This window comes from Chlorobium phaeovibrioides, from assembly GCF_003968655.1.
Lineage (GTDB): Bacteria > Bacteroidota > Chlorobiia > Chlorobiales > Chlorobiaceae > Chlorobium > Chlorobium phaeovibrioides.
Map to the genome: position 1 here is coordinate 1 of NZ_RXYK01000016.1, position 18058 is coordinate 18058.

The window sequence follows — 18058 nt, forward strand, 5'->3', positions numbered from 1 at the left end:
GTATCATGAGGCGCAGCTGGAGGGGTGGATATTGGGTGTGCTGTAGGCAATGCTTTATGGGTGTGCTGTTTTTATGACGCTGATTGATACCAATGAAATTTCTCCATACCTCTGACTGGCATTTGGGTCGTTCTCTTTATGGACGGAAGCGTTACGCTGAGTTTGCTGCGTTTCTGGATTGGCTGATTCAGACCATTGAAGATGAAAAGGTCGATGCCCTGCTGGTTGCCGGTGATGTGTTCGATACCAGCACGCCCAGCAACCGGGCGCAGGAGCTTTACTATCGCTTCCTTTGCCGTGTGGCTGCATCCTGCTGCCGTCATGTTGTGGTCGTTGCCGGGAACCACGATTCGCCGTCATTTCTGAATGCCCCGAAGGAACTGCTGCGTGCCCTGAATGTGTATGTGGTCGGTTCCATGACTGATGATCCGGCGGATGAATTGATTGTGTTGAAGAATAATCCGCAGATTTCGCAGATGGACGCAGATAAAAAAACAAAACAAAATAATCTAGGGGAATCTGCGCAATCTGCGGATAATGTTGATGCGATTATTTGCGCAGTCCCGTATTTGAGAGATAAAGATATTAGAACCGTTGAACCGGGGGAGACAATCGACGACAAGAACCGGAAGCTGGTCGAGGGACTTAAGGCGCATTATGAAGCGGTCGTTGAGTTGGCAGAAACAAAAAGAAATCATCTGCGAGAATCAGCGCAATCTGCGGATAAATATATCCCGATAATCGCCATGGGCCACCTCTTCACGGCAGGCGGAAAAACCGTTGACGGTGATGGTGTCCGGGAGCTTTATGTGGGATCGCTGGCGCATGTCGGTGAGGAGGTTTTCCCTTCGTCAATCGATTACCTTGCCCTCGGGCATCTGCATGTTCCTCAGGCGGTCGGAAGTGCGGAGCACATCCGCTACTGTGGTTCGCCTATTCCGATGGGCTATGGTGAGGCGACTCAGGAAAAGAAGGTTGTGCTCATAGAGTTCAGTCCGCAGATTTCGCAGATGGCCGCAGATGAAAAGACACAAAAAGAAATCTGTGGAAATCCGCGCAATCTGCGGATAACCGAAAAAAACATTCCGTGTTTTCAGGAGCTGGTCCGCATTGTCGGATCGCTGGATGATATCCATGCCAAGCTGGAGGAACTCAAAAAGGAAGAAAGCTCTGCATGGCTTGAGATTGAATACACCGGCAGCGATATCATCAGCAACCTGCGCGAGATGCTCGATGAGGCCATGGTTGACTCTGCCATGGAAATCCGCCGGATCAAAAACAGGCGAGTCATGGAGCGGGTAATGAGTACGATTGCCGAAGATGAAACCCTCGATGATCTGGATGCCGGGGATGTATTCACCCGCTGTCTGGATGCCTTTGAGGTACCCGATGAAGACCGGGTGGAATTGACGGTCTCCTACAACGAAATAATCAAGGATTTGCGGGAGGAAGATGTAAATGCCGAATAATTCAAAAAAAGAGCCACCGTTAAATCCCGATGATCACGGATTGGAACCCGCCAAAGGGCAGTTTTTGGTTTATAAGGCCGAAGACGGCAAACTGAAGCTGGATGTGCGGTTTGAAGATGAATCGGTTTGGTTGACGCAGCAGCTGATGGCGGACCTGTTTCAAACGACCAAGCAGAACATAAGTCTCCACATTCAAAACATTTACGAGGAAGGTGAGCTTGTGTCGGAGGCAACTGTCAAGAAATACTTGACAGTTCGATCAGAGGGAAATCGGGAGGTCAAACGCCTTCTGGACTACTACAACCTGGACATGATTATTTCTGTCGGGTACCGGATAAAAAGCCATGTGGCGACCCGCTTTCGCATTTGGGCTACACAAAAACTGACCGAGTTCATCAAAAAAGGGTTTGTGCTGGATGATGAACGTCTGAAGAACCCAGATTTGCCGTTTGATTATTTCGAAGAACTTGAACGACGCATTCAGGATATTCGGACATCTGAACGTCGATTCTATCAGAAAATTACGGATATTTACGCCACCAGTATCGACTACGACCCGACGATGGATATCAGCATTGAGTTTTTCAAGACGGTTCAGAACAAGATGCACTGGGCCATTACCGGCCAAACGGCTGCTGAAATCATCCATTCGAGGGCCGATGCTGAAAAGCCGAACATGGGGCTGACCAATTACCGTGGCGCAAAAGTTCGCAAGCAGGATATAACGACGGCGAAGAACTATCTAAACGAAGCCGAACTTGCCGCACTCAACAATCTCGTCGAGCAATATCTCATCTTTGCTCAGGGGCAGGCCATGCGCCGCGTTCCCATGCACATGAATGACTGGATTCAAAAGCTGGATAGTTTCATGACCCTAAATGACCGGGATATTCTCAATCATGCCGGTAAAATCTCTCATGATATGGCAAAACAACTGGCGGAAGATCAGTATGAAAAATTCCATGTAAATCGTCTGAGTACATCCAAAAAAGAACTCAGCGATTTCGACAAAGCAGTTAAACAAATTGAATCTTCTTCTAAGAAAAATCTGGGGGAGTCTGCGGTTGAATAATTATGAAAATCCTTGAACTCCGATTTAAGAATCTCAACTCCCTCTACGGTGAGTGGCTTATTGATTTTGCCGATCCCGAATATGTGTCCAATGGGATATTTGCCCTGACCGGGCCGACTGGTGCGGGCAAGTCGACGATTCTTGATGCCATCTGCCTTGCTTTGTATGGGGCGACACCGCGGCTTGGGAAAATTACGGGGAGCGGGAATGAGATCATGTCGCGCCAGACAGGTGAGTGCTATGCAGAGGTATTGTTTGAATCCCGGGCCGGGCGGTTCCGTTGCCATTGGGAGCAGCGCCGTGCGCGGAAAAGGGCTGAGGGAAAACTTCAGGATCAGGAGCACCAGATTGCGGACGATGCTACCGGTAAACCAATCGAGACTAAGAAGAGTCTTGTCGGAGCGGTCATTGAAGAAAAAACCGGGATGGACTTCGACCGTTTCACCCGCTCAATCCTGCTGGCTCAGGGCGGCTTCGATACTTTCCTTAAAGCTGATGTCGAGCAGAAATCAAAGATTCTGGAGCAGATTACCGGCACGGAGATTTATTCGGACATTTCCCGCCGTGTTCACGAGCGCCAGCGTGATGAGCGGGAAAAGCTGAACATCCTGAACGCTGAAACCTCCGGCATCGTGATTCTTGAGCTGGAACAGGAAAAGGAAATTCAGGATGACCTTGCGGCCAGGCAGAAGCAGGAGACTGAACTTGCCGCTATAGCAGCCGAAACAGGCAGGGCAATGAACTGGCTTAACACTATTGAGGGTCTGAAAAAGGAGATCCTCAGCCTTACGGATGAAGTCGCCAAACTGAAGACTGATACTGAAGCGTTCAAACCGGAACGGGCCAAACTTGAACAAGCCACCAGGGCTGCATCACTGGACGGAACCTATGTGAGCGTAACATCCCTCCGTAAACAGCAGGCTGACGATCAGATGGACTTGAAAACGGATGAAGCAGCACTTCCTGAAATTGAAACATCTGCAAACGCACAAGCTGAGACTCTCCGGGCTTCCGAGCAGTTCACCCTCAAAACCAAAGAGGAGCTGAAAACGGCAGCCCCGCTTATCCAGAAAATCCGGTCACTGGATCAAAAGATTTCGGAACAGACAAAGGCTGTATCGGAAGGCGCTGATGCCTGTGCCAAGGAGGCCGCAAAGGTTGAGATCGAAAAGCAGACCCGGGTGAAGGAGCTGGAAAAACGGACCGCCGCAGAGAAAACACTGGAGGCCGCAGAGCTGTACCTCAAAGAAAATGCGCGGGATGAATGGCTGATCAGTGGACTGGCCGGTGTTGAAGAACAACTCGGCAACCTGCTCGCCAAACAGCAGGAGATTACGCAGAAAGAAGCCGATCTCAAAAAAGCCGATACTGCCGTAGCAGATTCCGCAAAGAAACTGGAGGAAGCATCCAGGCAATGTGGGCTCAAGAAACAGGAGCTGGAGACCGCCGGAAAAAATCTTCAGCAAGGCAAGGGTGCTCTGAGCCAATTGCTGGGTGACAAACTGCTCCGGGAGTATCGCGCCGAGAAGGAAACACTTCTTCGTGAAATGGCTTTCATCAGGAAAATTGAGGAGCTTGAAGACCACCGGGCTAAACTGGAAGACGGCAAGCCCTGTCCACTCTGTGGTTCGACCGAGCATCCTTTTGCCGAGGGTAATGTTCGGGTTCCCGATGAGATCGAGCAAAAGATAAAATCACTGACCAGGCTGATCGACAAGGCTGACGAACAGGAAGCGGCCATCAAAAAACTGGAACAGGCGGAAACCACCGCCCGTAAAAATCTGAATGACAGTGAGAAGCTGGAAACCGAAGCCGCCAATAACAAGAAGGCTGCAGAAAAAACGCTCACGGAATTGAAGGATGCCCTCACAAAGCTTCAAGCCGGCTTTGATGAACTCAAGCTTGCCATAACACAAAAGCTTGAGCCCTTGGGATACAGCATTGATTGCGCAGATCCGCAATCCGCAATCCGTCATCTGAAATCAAAAATCCAATTATGGCAGGAACAGGCAAAACTAAAGACCGACATCGAAAAACAGATTGCTGACATCAACAGCGAGGTGAAGCGTCTTGATGCCGTGATTGATACGCAGGTCAAGGCTCTCACTGAAAAGCGGGAAACTCTGGAGCGACTGAAAAAGGAACTGGCAGACGGCAGAGAAGAGCGAAAGCAATTGTATGGCGACAAAAAGCCTGATGAGGAAGAAGTCCGACTGAACAAAGCCATTGCCGACGCTGAAAAAGCCGAGAAAAAATCCAGAGAGTTGAACACCGGGCTTCAACAGAACCTGACAACGGCCAAGACCCATATTGAAGTCCTGAAGAAGCGCACCCTGCAAAGAACGCCTGAACTGGTAAAAGCGGAAGCGGACTTTTCAGCAGCTCTGACTCCGGCAGGCTTTGCAGATGAGAAATCCTTCCTCGAAGCCCGGCTGCCTCATGAAGAGCGGGAATCTTTATCCTCCCGGGCCAGGGAGCTGGATAATGAAGGGACAGAGCTCAATGCCAGGCAAAAAGACCAGGAGACGCGTCTGGCCAAGGAGGTCTCCAAAAAGCTCACGGATAAAACGCTTGAGGAGCTGGAGTCAGGGTTCAAAGAATATGAGGAATCCCTGAAAGAATTGCGCAATAGTATTGCGGGCCTCAATTACAAGCTGAACGAGAACACGGTGGCCAAAGAGCGTATACAAGATAAACAGTTGGTCATCGAGGCCCGGAAAAAGGAGTGTCATCGCTGGGAGCGGCTGCATGGCCTTATCGGTTCAGCTGACGGGAAAAAATATCGCAACTTTGCTCAGGGGCTGACCTTTGAGTTGATGGTTTCCCACGCCAACAGACAGCTGGAAAAAATGACTGATCGCTATCTGCTGATTCGTGATGAACAGCAGCCTCTGGAGCTGAATGTTGTTGATGATTATCAGGGCGGTGAAATCCGTTCGACCAGAAACCTTTCGGGCGGTGAGAGTTTCATTGTGAGCCTGACGCTTGCACTGGGGCTGTCAAAAATGGCCAGCCGGAAAGTGCGCGTGGACTCCCTGTTCCTTGACGAGGGCTTCGGTACTCTGGATGAAGAAACGCTGGAAACTGCTCTTGAAACCTTGTCAGGACTTCAGCAGGATGGCAAGCTGATAGGAGTCATATCACATGTGCCTGCGCTCAAGGAGCGCATCAGCACGCGTATTGCAATTCTGCCGCAGTCGGGCGGGAAAAGTATCCTCAAGGGGCCTGGCTGTTCCTCTGTGAAGGCAGGAGAAGAGAGGGCATGAGCGACATTTCCTATACCCTCAAGGTCAGTCGCCGCTCAAAGTATGCTCGCCTGAAAATGGTGCCCCGCGAAGGGCTGGTTGTTGTGGTTCCTGAGGGGTATGACCGGAAGCAGATTCCTGTTCTTCTTAAGCGTTATGAGGAGTGGATTCGGCGCGCAGCAGGGCGTCTGGAACGCCAGCAGCCTGATGAGCATCCGTTGCTGCCTTGTGGTCTGCCCTCTTCTGTTGTGTTCCGCTCTGTGGGAGAGGAGTGGCGTGTGGAGTATGATCCCGCACTCAGAAAGCGTGTTGAAAGAAATGGGGATGGGGGCAGTTCCGTTCTGCTTCCGGTTGAGGATGCCCGGCGTGACGACGCTCGCGAACATCTGCTGTTGTGGCTGCGTAAAAGGGCGGCGGTCATTCTTTTGCCAATGCTTGAAGAACGCTCTCGGGCTCTTGGCCTGCGGTATGCCTCAGCAGGAGTGAGGCTGCAGAAATCCCGATGGGGAAGCTGTTCAGGTCGGGGGAGAATAACCCTGAACACAAAACTGTTGTTTCTTCCTCCGGAGCTTGCCCGCTACATTATGACGCATGAGCTCTGCCATACGGCTGAAATGAACCATTCAGGCTCTTTCTGGCGGCTGGTGCAACGCCACGATCCTGATTTTCGCCAGCATGATCGCGCAATGCGCGATGCCTGGAAATATGTGCCCGGCTGGGTGAGCGGGCATTACCTGTAGCGGCTGTTGGCCATCCCTTTGATTCCGCTGAAGAATATGGTGATGCCGAGAAGGAGTGCGCCCATGGCTACAGAGAGCGCTATGGAGGTAAGCGTTGCGGCAGTGCCGTAGAGGATTGCTGTGGCAGTGATGGCTCCCGCCCATATGAGTGTTGCCGGAACAACTGCCCGGGGACGCAGCGTGCGGAAAATGGCCGGCAGCGCAGCACCGCATGAAGCTATTGCCAGGGTCAGCCACCAGAGTGTGTCAGCGAGAAAATCCATCAGGGAATGAGCAGCTCAAACCCGGTTGCAGCGTCCGGCAAGCGTTTTGCCTCGTTCTGGAGCAGTTCTGTCATGACCACTTCCATCACATGCCATACTTTGACTCCGGCCCGTGCACATCCGGTGACTGAATTCTCTTCACGGCCGCATGCAATATGCAGATGGAGTATCGGCCTGCCATCTGCATTGGGAAAAATGGTGCCGGTCCCGGTTATTTCATGAGCGTCATAGAGCTCAAGGGTCATAGGGTTGATGACTGCTGCGCGGCTCTCTTCAGGCCCCACTACAAGCCGGCTGCCCTTGTCTGCTCCTCCCAGTACCGTCAGTGATGCCCGCTGAACGCCTTGTTCGGCGGCAAATGCCTCAAGTGTTTCGTGCACACTCTCCCCATCCTCAAGCCGGATGACAAAGGTTCTGCCCGGTCGGGCTTCGGAGTATTTCATTGCTGTTGCAATTGTGTTCGTTGAGAGCCTTTCTTTAAGTCAATGTACGCAACCCCGAACAACAGCTCAAAAACTCCCTGCAGCCCTCAGGCGTCAAAAAAGTGAAGCTGCATGGTTTCATCCTGCTCTCCAACCAGCTTGTACTTCCCCTTCCGTATGATGGAAAGTCCCTTGCTGTCGGCTGCGGGGATGATGCTCTCTTCAATCCCGGATGCAGTGTTTTTGTTGCAGTCGTGATTGAAGAAGAGGTGCAGTTCAGGCCCGGACGAGGCGAACTGGATCAGGAAATCGTTGTTGTTGATGAAAACGAGATCATCGTATGCATAGGTCACTTCATGTCCAAGCTCTTCAAGAAGCTGCATCAGTGGTCCGAGCGGGCGGAATGGTATGTTCATGGTTCTCTCCGGATATATGAGTCTGTTGTCAGAGTTCGCAAGTATTATTACGGCTATTGGGTCTTATTAGTTCAAAAAGTAAGATAAATATTATTTCCGGCAATAATATTTAAGATGAATTTGCGAATTCTTCATGATTGTTTTTCCCTCTCCACTGATGGAACAAAGCTTCGTGTCCGCACCTCTTTTTTCATTCCGAGCATCTCCCGGGCTTTGTCGAGCGCATCGTCGATGTTTCCGAAAATGTTCTCTTCACCAATCTCGTCGGCCAGACCGTACTGCTGGAGTGCAAAGAGCGGTTGAGCATGAACGCCGGATAGAATAAGGTGTGAGCCGGCTTTCCGGCTTTCCCGCTGCATCTCTTTGACCATGTTCAGCCCGGTGGCGTCAATGGAGAGCACCTGACGCATTCTGATAATGCGGATCTGTGGGGATTTTTCGAGGAGATGCATTGCGTCCCGGAACTTTGCCACGGCTCCAAAAAAGAACGGGCCGCTGATTTCAAATACCTCAACCCCTTCAGGCACGCTTCTGGTAACAATGGTGTTCGGGTCGTCTTCTTCGTCCCGGTCTTTGAGTTCTCCGGTGATAATGCCAACATTGGAGAGTTCGGCCATGCGGCGCATGAAGAGTATGACGGCAAGCAGCATGCCGATTTCAATGGCAATCGTCAAATCAAACACCACGGTGAGGCTGAATGTTGTGAGGAGGACGATGACATCGCTTTTCGGGCTTTTCATCAACTGACGGAACACATGGAACTCTCCCATGTTCCATGCAACGACAATGAGAATCGCTGCAAGTGCGGGCATGGGAATCAGCTTTGCCCATTGGCCGAACAGCAGCATGATAAGCAGAAGCGTGAGTGCATGAACTATACCGGCAATCGGTGTTCTTCCGCCGTTTTTGATGTTTGTGGCGGTTCGGGCAATGGCGCCTGTTACGGGTATTCCTCCGAAGAGGGGGGTGATGATGTTGGCTGCTCCCTGTGCGATCAGTTCCATATTGGATTTGTGGCGTGAGCCTATCATGCCATCGGCAACGACGGCTGAAAGCAGTGCTTCAATAGCTCCAAGCAGGGCAATGGTTGTTGCCGGCATGATAAGCTGGCGGACTGTCTGCAGGTCGAAAACCGGAAATGAAGGCGGAGGGATGGAGGAGGGAATTTTCCCGAACTCGGATGCAATGGTCGGAACATTCCAGTGCATGGACTGTACGAGGACTGTTGTGATGATGAGCGCTACTATTGAGCCGGGTATCTTTCGTGAGACTTTTGGCCAGATGGCGATGATGAACAGTGCAAGTCCGCCGGTAAGGGCGCTGAATGGGTTGAGGGTGGAGATGAGGTTGGCATAGAGGCGCCATTTTTCAATGAAGTCTGCCGGTACTTTGACAATATCAAGCCCAAGCAGGTCCTTGATTTGGGAGGAAAAGATGATAACGGCAATGCCGCTGGTGAAGCCGACGATAACCGGATAGGGTATGAATTTGATCAGAGAGCCGAATTGGGCAAAGCCCATCATCATCAGGATGACGCCCGCCATCATTGTTGCCACCATAAGGCCGTTGATGCCGTATTGCTGCACAATGCCGTAGAGAATGACGATGAAGGCTCCAGTGGGTCCCCCTATCTGGACGCGGCTGCCTCCGAGAAATGAAATGAGGAATCCGCCGATGACAGCGGTAATCAACCCTTTTTCAGGGGAGACGCCTGAAGCGATGGCAAACGCGATTGCAAGCGGCAGGGCCACTATGCCTACCAGTATGCCGGCAACGACATCACGGCCTATTTGCGGGGCGGTGAGCTCGGGAAGAACAGTGAAGAACTTTGGCTTGAACATGGCTGAAAGAAAAAGAATGAACGGGAACCGCTCTGCCAGAGATGGTAGTGCTTCGGTGCGGAATGGATATCTATATACTTTTTTTGACGCCTTTTATCAATACAGGCAACAGTTTTCAGCTTGTGGATTATGGTTTTTTATCCCGGACGGATGAAATGCTGGCGCTAATGGGGGGGCATGCGTTGAAAGTTGTTGGTATTTCCCTCTGGAAACGCTACCTATTTATAGGTGTTGTTCTCCCGCATCTTCTTTTCTTACAAAGGCAAAACAGTTATGCACGAATTCGATTTTCTCGGTGAGTTGGTTCTGATCGGTGCCATGGCTGTTGCCATCATCCTGATTTTCCAGCGCATGAAGATTCCGCCGGTGATCGGACTGATTTTTACCGGTATTCTTCTTGGGCCGTCGGGAATAGGAGTTGTGTACGACGAAAAGCTGATTTCAACACTCGCTGAGCTTGGTGTTGTACTGCTGTTGTTTACCATAGGTCTCGAGTTTTCGCTTGATGACCTGAAGCGGTTGAAGCGTGTTGTGCTGATTGGCGGTGTTGTGCAGATTGTGTTTACCGGCATGGCAATCAGTTTTCTTGCGTTCTGGTTCATGCAGGCCATTGGCCATGGCATCAGTACCTCGGCTTCAGTTTTTCTTGGGTTTGCATTTTCAGTGAGCAGTACGGCAATCTGCCTGAAGATTCTTACTGACCGTGATGAGCTTGATCTTCCTCATGGACGCATTGCGCTCGGTATTCTGATTTTTCAGGATCTTGCCATTGTGCCTTTGATTATCGGCATCAGTTTCCTCAATCCAGAGGCTGCTCCATCGTTCGAGATGGTGTTCCGTAAAGTTGGTTTCATTGTTCTTTTTGCCTCCGGCATTTTTATGGGGTTCCGCCTGCTGATGCCCAAAATGGTGCGCATCATAGCGTCTCTGCATGCAAGGGAGGTTCTTGTTATTGGTGCGCTCGTCATCTGTTTCGGTGCGGCATACCTGACCTCACTTGCGGGTCTCTCGCTGGCTCTGGGGTCTTTTGTTGCGGGTATGGTTATTGCCAGTACCGATGAAAGCCATCAGATCAGCCTCACCATAGACCCTTTCCGCGAAGCCTTTACCAGCATCTTTTTTATATCCGTCGGACTTTTGCTTGATGTGAAGATGATCGATCTCCCTTTTTTCGCACTGATTGCTCTTGTGGTTCTGCTTGTCAAGGGGCTTCTTGTCGCTATTGTTTCCCTTGTTCTGGGGAATTCGCTGCGGGTCAGCCTGATGGCCGGTATGGCCCTGGCGCAGATAGGGGAATTTTCGTTTGTGCTGGCGGAAAGCGGACTGCGCAACAATGTGATAAACGATGAGGTGTTTCAGGCAATGCTGGCCATCATTGTGGTGACCATGATTGTTACTCCTGCAATGATTGCCATTGCCCCAAGATTTGCTGAACAGGTGGCTCCGGCGCTTGGTTTTATTCCGCTGGTTTCGCCGGATGCCCCTCTTGCCTCTGTAAAGCCTGCAGACAGCGCCATTATCTGTGCAGGGGAAATCCACGCAGCTCTTATCGGGTTCGGGGTGAACGGCCAGAATGTAGCCGCTGTGCTCCATGCTACGAACATTTCCTACTCCGTGCTTGAAATTGATCGCGAACTGGTGCGGGCCATGCGTCGGAAAGGGGAGCCAATCTATTATGGCGACTGCATGGAGCGCAAGTCGCTGCTTCGGGCCGGTGTTGACCATGCGCGGGCTGTTGTTCTGAGCATTTCCGATAAAACTGCCATACGCAAAAGTATTCCCATGATACGCCAGGTCAACCCCAAGGCGTTCATTGTTGTGCGTTCAAGGACTCTGGACCGAATTGACGAGCTCTATGCAGCTGGTGCTGATGTGGTTGTTACGGAGAAATTCGAGACATCGATCCAGATTTTCTCGCAGCTGCTCAACCACTTTACGGTTGACCCCGAGCTTATTCTGCAGCAGCAGGAGATTATCAGACGCGAGTGTGAAAAGATTTTCCGACACTCTTCAAAGCTCTCCTGAAGGAGGATCATCCAGGGGGGCAGGGAAAAGGCGGTAATAAGATTATATTATGTAATAGAGCCGTTGCGCCAACACCGCTCAATGGGTTTCTTCAAATCTAGCCAGATACCCTCATGTCATCAATTACCCACTCCGCTGCCAGAACCTCCAAGTTCTCCGCTTACAGGGATGAACTGCTTGCCAAACAGGCATCGTCAAACATGGCAGACGCCCGACGGGCTGAATATGAGCTTTCCCTGATGGAAAACAGCCATTTTGTGGAATTGAACGGTGTTGTGCACCATTATCATGATTCCGGTCCCCGGGACGCTGCCGAGACGGTTGTGCTGATTCATGGCTGGGACTGCTGGTGGATGTGGTGGCACCATGTGATCAAAAATCTGAATGAGGCGGGCTGTCGTACCATAGCCTATGACATGCGCGGCCATGGCTGGTCAGACAATGACCCTGCAAACCATTACCATATTGACTTTTTTGCGCACGATCTTGAGGCGCTTGTTTCAGCTCTGGATTTGAAAAAATTCCATATAGCCGCCTTTTCTTTCGGCCCCTTTGTTGCTCTGGATTATGCGCGAAGGAACCAGGAGAAGATTCTTTCGATGACTTTTTTCAATTTCGGTTTTCTTGAGAACAATGATTTTGTGGCAGAGTTCGCCCCCAATACCATCAATTTCGTTTTCAACATCATGCTCCGCAAACTGACCTGGTGGCTTCCCGCCTACATGTTTGCCCGCCTCGTGCTTGCACAGAATACGGTTGCACAGCATGATATACTGATAGGCTTCAAAAGCCTCGGGCTTTGTGCATCGGAGGCGATTGAACAGACCACCAGGCACATAGCCTCAAAGAAAACGACTGATTCGGTTCCTGATATGGTTCGGGCAATGAATGTTCCGATTCTTTTTGTGGCAGGTGAGGGGGATTCCATCATGACTGCGGCAAATGCCAAAAAGCTGCAGGAGATAACCGGAAAAGGGCGTTTTGTCAGTGTTCCCAAATGCGGTCACCTTATTACGCTTGAGCTGCCGGAAACCGCTTCAGAGCTGATATTGGAGCACCTTGCCTCCTGTTCCAGGGTTCAGGGCTGATTGGCAAGCCTGACGGCAAGCAGAAAGGCTGATATTTTTTCCGGGTCCTTGATTCCCGGCTTCGCTTCAACTCCGCTGGCCGTATCGACTCCGTATGGTCGAAACTGCCGAATGGCTTCAGCTACATTGCCGGGGTTGAGGCCTCCAGCAAGAACCCTGAAAAAGGGTGCGCCTTCAGCTGGAAATATCTGTCTTGCGACTGAGGTTTCAATTTCTTCACCGGTTCCACCCTCCATTCCCTCTTTGTAGGCATCAAAAAGAAAAGTTCTCACTCCGGATTCTTCTGCAAAAGGTGTGAGACTCTGTGGGCTGAACGACCCATCTGGCCTGAAAACCCTGATCACCTGCACCATATCCTTGAGGAATCGGGCATCGGCCGCGCTGTAGCGCTCGCTGTGGAGTTGAGCAACTGCAATTTTCGAGTAGCTGCAGATGTCTGCAATTTCTGCAGGTGACTGTTCAACGAAAATGCCCACCTTCGACACAAAGGGAGGCAGCTCGTCAATAATTTTTTTGGCTGCAGATGGCGTGATGGAGCGCGGGCTTTTGCGGGAGAAATTGAACCCGAGCGCGTCGACTCCTTCACTGCTGGCGTGCAGCGCGTCGTTGAGACGGGTGATTCCGCAGATTTTCGTTCTTGTCATGTGTGTATGGCGGGCGATTGCCGGCGTGGTTGGTCTTGGCTGGGGCGGCAGGATTCGAACCTGCGAATGTCGGCTCCAAAGGCCGATGCCTTACCACTTGGCGACGCCCCATCAAAATGGTTTTGATTATACGCATTATCAGTGAGATTCACAACCGCACCGGCGTTGCCGTTCCTCTGAACCGGATTCATCTATCAACAAAAAAAGCAGCCCCGAAAGGCTGCCTTTTCCGTATCCCGGGGGATAGCTGTCAATCAATAACGGTAGTGTTCGGGCTTGTAAGGGCCGGAAACCGGAACTCCGATGTAGTCGGCCTGTTCCTTTGACAGTGTGGTCAGCTTGACGCCGATCTGTTCGAGGTGAAGTCGTGCAACCTCCTCGTCGAGCGCCTTGGGAAGGCGATAGACGCCGATTTCGTAGTCGTTCTTCCAGAGCTCGATCTGGGCAAGGGTCTGGTTGGTGAAGGAGTTGCTCATGACGAACGACGGGTGGCCTGTGGCGCATCCGAGGTTTACCAGGCGGCCTTCTGCGAGCATGTAGATGCAGTGACCGTCTTCAAATGTGTATTTGTCAACCTGAGGCTTGATATTGAGTTTGGTTGCGCCTTTGTACTCGTTGAGCGGCTCAACCTGAATCTCGTTATCGAAGTGGCCGATGTTGCATACAATGGCTTCGTCGGGCATCTGCTTCATGTGCTCAAGGGTGATGACATCCTTGTTGCCGGTGGTGGTGACGAAGATGTTTCCCTCTTTGACGGCACGGTCCATAGTGGTGACTTCAAAGCCCTCCATTGCAGCCTGCAGTGCACAGATCGGGTCGATTTCAGTGACGATAACGCGGGCACCGTAAGAACGCATTGAGTGTGCGCAGCCTTTGCCAACATCACCATAGCCGAGGACGACGGCAACCTTGCCGGCAATCATCACATCGGTTGCACGCTTGATTCCATCGGCGAGTGACTCGCGGCAGCCGTAGAGGTTGTCGAACTTTGATTTGGTGACCGAGTCGTTCACATTGATGGCGGGGAAGAGCAGTTCGCCTTTTTCCATCATATGGTACAGACGGTGAACACCGGTGGTTGTTTCTTCGGAAACACCCTTCATGTCGGCGGCAACTTTGTGCCAGCGGGTGCTGTCTTCATCATAGATGGATTTCAGCTGGGCAAAGAGAGCTTTTTCCTCGGCATTGCTTCCGCCTTTGTCAAACATTGAGGGATTGTTCTCAACCTTGTAGCCGAGAATGATCATCATTGTTGCGTCACCACCGTCATCAACGATGAGGTTTGGTCCAAGTCCGTTGCCAAAGTCAAGAATCTGGCGGGTGCACCACCAATACTCTTCAAGGCTTTCACCTTTCCATGCGAACACCGGGACGCCTGTGACGGCAATTGCCGCTGCGGCATGGTCCTGGGTTGAGAAAATGTTGCAGCTGGCCCATCTGACATCGGCTCCGAGTTCTACAAGGGTCTCAATCAGCACCGCGGTCTGAATGGTCATGTGGAGTGAACCGGAAATCCTGGAGCCGGCAAGCGGTTTCTGGCCCTTGTATTTATTACGAATGGCCATGAGGCCCGGCATCTCTTTTTCAGCAATGTCGATCTCTTTTCTGCCCCATTCGGCAAGTGAGATGTCTGCTACCTTGTAGTCAAGCGCTGTGGCTGCGATAGTCATTGGTTGTTTTCCTCAATGGTTTGAAAATGTTGTCAGTTTTATTGGGTGATAATACAGGGACCCGCCTGTGGCGGGTCTCTGTGTATCGGAAGGGTCATCGACTGCCAATCAGGCCAGGTTGAAGGCTTTTTTCAGTTCTTCGACCTTTTCGGTTTTTTCCCAGGGGAAATTCTCGCGACCGAAGTGGCCGTAGGCGGCAGTTTCCTGATAGCTCCAGCCTTCAGGCTTGTCAAGGTTGAAGCGACGGATGATTGCCAGCGGGCGAAGGTCGAAGATTTTCTCGGCTTTTTCCTGAATCTGCTCATCAGTAAGGCCGTGCTTTGCGGTATCGTGAGTGTTGATATAGATGGATACCGGACGGGCAACACCGATTGCATAAGAGACCTGTACTGTGCATTTGTCGGCCAGACCTGCAGCAACTATGTTTTTGGCTACATGGCGTGAAGCGTATGCTGCACTGCGGTCAACCTTCGAAGGATCTTTGCCGCTGAATGCGCCGCCACCGTGGGGGGCTGCACCGCCGTATGTGTCGACAATAATCTTGCGTCCGGTCAGTCCTGTGTCGCCGTGTGGTCCGCCGATTTCGAAACGGCCGGTCGGGTTGATGTGGAATTTGGTGTCGGCATCAAGCAGCTCGGCGGGAATGACTTTGTTGATGACATTCTCGATGATGTCTTTTCTGATGACGGCCTGGAACTCGGCTTCGCTCATGCCTGCAGGTTCGGGATCGTGCTGTGTGGAGACAACAACAGCGTCAACACGGGCAACTTTGTCATCTATGTACTCAAGCGTCACCTGGCTTTTGCTGTCGGGGCGAAGGTAGGTCATGATTTTGCCCGCTTTGCGAATTTCTGCAAGCAGTTTGACGAGGCGCTGGGCATACTGGATGGCAGCAGGCATCAGCTCGGGGGTTTCGGTGCAGGCGTATCCGAACATCATGCCCTGGTCGCCGGCGCCGACGCGATCGAACTCATCTGCAATTTCTTCTTTGCGGTCAACGCCGCGATTGATATCTGCCGACTGGCTGTGGAGAGCGGAGAGCACGCCGCAGGAGTTTGCATCAAACATGTATTCGCCTTTGGTGTAACCGATTTCGGTGATGACCCTTCTGGCGATTTTCTGAATGTCGACAATGCCTGTTGTTGTGACTTCGCCGCCAACAATGACCTGACCGGTGGTGACGAAAGTTTCGCAGGCTACGCGTGAATTGGGGTCCTGACTGATGAAACTGTCAAGCACCGCATCAGAGATCTGATCTGAAACTTTGTCGGGATGTCCTTCTGACACTGATTCCGAGGTAAAGAAATACCTTGATTGTGACATGTTTTCTAATGAGTTTTGATTAAACAAAAAACAGGAACAAGGGAATACGGGATGCAAGAGGGAGCGGTTTTTTGGGCGAGTGGATTGCGCGGGGAAATCAACTGGACACGGAAAACCTTTCCGACAGACCCTGGAACCATGTTCCTTCCAGAAGGTCTGCAGCACCGTGTCCATAGATAATGGTGATGCTGTTGCATAACAGAGTAATTAATGTACGCATTCACCCTGTTGATTGCAAAAAAAAACCGTTTTTCACCGGACCCGGATTTCAGAGTAGTCGCCGATGTTTATTTCATGGGGGTTGCCGCTGATCCATGCGTTGTTGCCGACTATTGAGCTGTCGAGCATGATGTGGCCGACTTTTGCGTAGTTGCCGATGATGGAGTCTTTGATGATTGCATCAGCAATGACGGCATGTTCACCGATGGTGGTGTTGGGGCCGATGATGGCGTTTTCAAGAGATGCGTTCGGGGCAATGAATACCGGTTCGTTGATGATGCATCCGGGGTACTGTTTTGTTGATCCCCCCTTTTGAAGAAGTATCTCGTTTGTGGAGAGCAGTGTTTCGGGTTTGCCGCAGTCGTACCAGCCATGAACCGGAAACACGGTGAACTTTTCCCCGCCCTCGATCATCAGCTGGAGGGCATCGGTCAACTGGTACTCTCCCTTGGTTTTGATTTCATTGGCTATCAGATGGTCGATGCTTTTGAACAGGGAGCCGGACTCCCGAAGGAAATACAGACCCACAATGGCGAGGTTGCTGACAGGAGTGTCGGGTTTTTCAACAAGCTTCTGGATGTTGCCGCCCTTGGTGACGGCCACGCCGAACCTCCGCGGATCGTCGACCTCTTTGACTCCAAGTGTTGAGGTTGTGCTTGTCATTACCGGCAGCAGGTCTACCTCAAAAATGGTGTCGCCCAGAATGATGAGCAGCGGCTCATCGTCCTTGATATGTGGCCTGCACATCCAGATGGCGTGGGCGAGGCCGAGCCGTTCGGGCTGGTTGACGAAGGTGAACTTGATGTCATAGTGTTTTTTCAGCCACTCCTCGACCATGTCGCCGAGATAGCCGACGATGACGATGGCCTCATCGATTCCTGCTGCGATGAGCTTGTCCATGATATGGCCGATGATCGGTTTTCCCGCAACGTTGAGCAGCACTTTCGGGTGGGAGAAAGTATGCGGGCGGAGGCGTGAGCCGACACCTGCAACAGGAATGATCGCTTTCATGGGTTTTGCTCTTTGCGTGGTTCATTGTTCGGCCGGCAGAAGTTGCCTGCATTGCTTCTGCATGTTACTAAAAAGGGGCGTAAAACTGAACTGCTATGATTACATGCTGGAGCTTTCGGGCGGGGGAGTACGGGGTGCGGCGTATTGAATGTCGAAGCATCGTGCAAATAGGGTATATATTGTATTGTATATTTTGTTATTAAAATCGCGAAAAAAAAGTTTTCATATGAGCGAGTTGATGGATTTTTTATATATTCTGTGTATAACAACAAACAAAGGAGATCATCATGGCAGTAGAAAAAACCATCGGTTCATCGAGCCTCGTTGAGGTTATCGACCGTATCCTTGACAAGGGTGTCGTCGTTGACGCATGGGTCCGCGTGTCGCTTGTCGGCATCGAGCTCCTCGCCATCGAGGCAAGGGTCGTGGTCGCATCGGTCGAGACCTACCTGAAGTATGCAGAGGCTATCGGACTGACCGCAAAGGCTGCGTAAGCCAAGAATGAGCAGGCCGAAAGGTCTGTGTTTTCAAACAACAACAAACAAAGGAGATCATCATGGCAGTAGAAAAAACCATCGGTTCATCGAGCCTCGTTGAGGTTATCGACCGT

General features: G+C 51.4%; 16 protein-coding genes and 1 tRNA gene. 7 read left to right on the forward strand and 10 right to left on the reverse strand.

Going from position 1 to position 18058, the window contains the following annotated elements:
- Positions 1-92 precede the first annotated feature (92 nt).
- Genes EKD02_RS08740 through EKD02_RS08755 form a run of 4 tightly spaced genes read left to right on the forward strand, consistent with a single transcriptional unit; the run spans position 93 to position 6526 of the window.
- On the forward strand, positions 93-1469 hold the full coding sequence (locus tag EKD02_RS08740; protein WP_126385070.1) for an exonuclease SbcCD subunit D C-terminal domain-containing protein: 1377 nt from the start codon (positions 93-95) through the stop codon (positions 1467-1469).
- Positions 1459-2541 (forward strand): virulence RhuM family protein, encoded by a 1083-nt coding sequence (locus tag EKD02_RS08745; RefSeq protein ID WP_011890369.1) that lies wholly within the window; start codon positions 1459-1461, stop codon positions 2539-2541. The genes EKD02_RS08740 and EKD02_RS08745 overlap by 11 nt, the downstream gene beginning before the upstream one ends.
- A gap of 2 nt (positions 2542-2543) precedes the next feature.
- A complete protein-coding gene (locus EKD02_RS08750) occupies positions 2544-5807 on the forward strand; it encodes an SbcC/MukB-like Walker B domain-containing protein (protein WP_126341345.1) in 3264 nt (1087 codons plus the stop codon).
- Positions 5804-6526 carry a M48 family metallopeptidase gene (locus EKD02_RS08755; protein ID WP_126341346.1) on the forward strand — a complete coding sequence of 241 codons (723 nt, stop codon included), beginning with the start codon at positions 5804-5806 and terminating at the stop codon, positions 6524-6526. Before EKD02_RS08750 ends, EKD02_RS08755 begins: the two co-directional genes overlap by 4 nt.
- Here the strand turns inward: EKD02_RS08755 and EKD02_RS08760 are convergent.
- The 4 genes from EKD02_RS08760 to EKD02_RS08775 form a co-directional block, all read right to left on the reverse strand.
- Positions 6517-6789 (reverse strand): hypothetical protein, encoded by a 273-nt coding sequence (locus EKD02_RS08760; protein ID WP_011890366.1) that lies wholly within the window; start codon positions 6787-6789, stop codon positions 6517-6519. The two genes, EKD02_RS08755 and EKD02_RS08760, sit on opposite strands and share 10 nt — an antisense overlap.
- Complete coding sequence (locus tag EKD02_RS08765; protein ID WP_126341348.1) at positions 6789-7232, reverse strand: PPC domain-containing DNA-binding protein; 444 nt, start codon at positions 7230-7232, stop codon at positions 6789-6791. The genes EKD02_RS08760 and EKD02_RS08765 overlap by 1 nt, the downstream gene beginning before the upstream one ends.
- 86 nt (positions 7233-7318) lie before the next feature.
- Complete coding sequence (locus EKD02_RS08770) at positions 7319-7627, reverse strand: hypothetical protein (RefSeq protein ID WP_126341349.1); 309 nt, start codon at positions 7625-7627, stop codon at positions 7319-7321.
- Positions 7628-7758: 131 nt separating this feature from the next.
- Positions 7759-9468: a SulP family inorganic anion transporter gene (locus tag EKD02_RS08775; protein ID WP_011890363.1), complete on the reverse strand. Its 1710-nt coding sequence runs from the start codon at positions 9466-9468 to the stop codon at positions 7759-7761.
- 273 nt (positions 9469-9741) lie between these two features.
- On the opposite strand from EKD02_RS08775, the gene EKD02_RS08785 reads away from it, so the two are divergent.
- Complete coding sequence (locus EKD02_RS08785) at positions 9742-11493, forward strand: cation:proton antiporter (protein ID WP_011890362.1); 1752 nt, start codon at positions 9742-9744, stop codon at positions 11491-11493.
- A 113-nt stretch (positions 11494-11606) separates the two neighbouring features.
- Positions 11607-12581: an alpha/beta fold hydrolase gene (locus EKD02_RS08790; RefSeq protein ID WP_126385074.1), complete on the forward strand. Its 975-nt coding sequence runs from the start codon at positions 11607-11609 to the stop codon at positions 12579-12581.
- On the opposite strand, the gene EKD02_RS08795 is transcribed toward EKD02_RS08790, so the two are convergent.
- The 6 genes from EKD02_RS08795 to EKD02_RS08815 all read right to left on the reverse strand — a co-directional run bounded on the left by EKD02_RS08795 (position 12572) and on the right by EKD02_RS08815 (position 17448).
- Entirely contained in the window at positions 12572-13225 is a 654-nt protein-coding gene (locus tag EKD02_RS08795) for a phosphoribosylanthranilate isomerase (protein ID WP_126341352.1), read from the reverse strand. The genes EKD02_RS08790 and EKD02_RS08795 overlap by 10 nt on opposite strands.
- A gap of 36 nt (positions 13226-13261) precedes the next feature.
- A tRNA-Gln gene (locus EKD02_RS08800) sits at positions 13262-13336 on the reverse strand.
- 143 nt (positions 13337-13479) lie between these two features.
- The gene (gene ahcY, locus EKD02_RS08805; protein WP_011890359.1) at positions 13480-14895 is read right to left on the reverse strand and encodes an adenosylhomocysteinase; all 1416 of its coding nucleotides are present in this window, start codon (positions 14893-14895) and stop codon (positions 13480-13482) included.
- Between the two features lie 108 nt (positions 14896-15003).
- Entirely contained in the window at positions 15004-16218 is a 1215-nt protein-coding gene (gene metK, locus EKD02_RS08810) for a methionine adenosyltransferase (protein WP_011890358.1), read from the reverse strand.
- Between the two features lie 97 nt (positions 16219-16315).
- Positions 16316-16438 (reverse strand): hypothetical protein, encoded by a 123-nt coding sequence (locus tag EKD02_RS10215; protein WP_280525331.1) that lies wholly within the window; start codon positions 16436-16438, stop codon positions 16316-16318.
- Between the two features lie 32 nt (positions 16439-16470).
- Positions 16471-17448: a sugar phosphate nucleotidyltransferase gene (locus tag EKD02_RS08815; protein ID WP_126385076.1), complete on the reverse strand. Its 978-nt coding sequence runs from the start codon at positions 17446-17448 to the stop codon at positions 16471-16473.
- A 287-nt stretch (positions 17449-17735) separates the two neighbouring features.
- On the opposite strand from EKD02_RS08815, the gene gvpA reads away from it, so the two are divergent.
- Positions 17736-17942, forward strand: a complete 207-nt coding sequence (gene gvpA / locus EKD02_RS08820; RefSeq protein WP_011357441.1) for a gas vesicle structural protein GvpA — start codon at positions 17736-17738, stop codon at positions 17940-17942.
- The last annotated feature ends 116 nt before the right edge of the window (positions 17943-18058 follow it).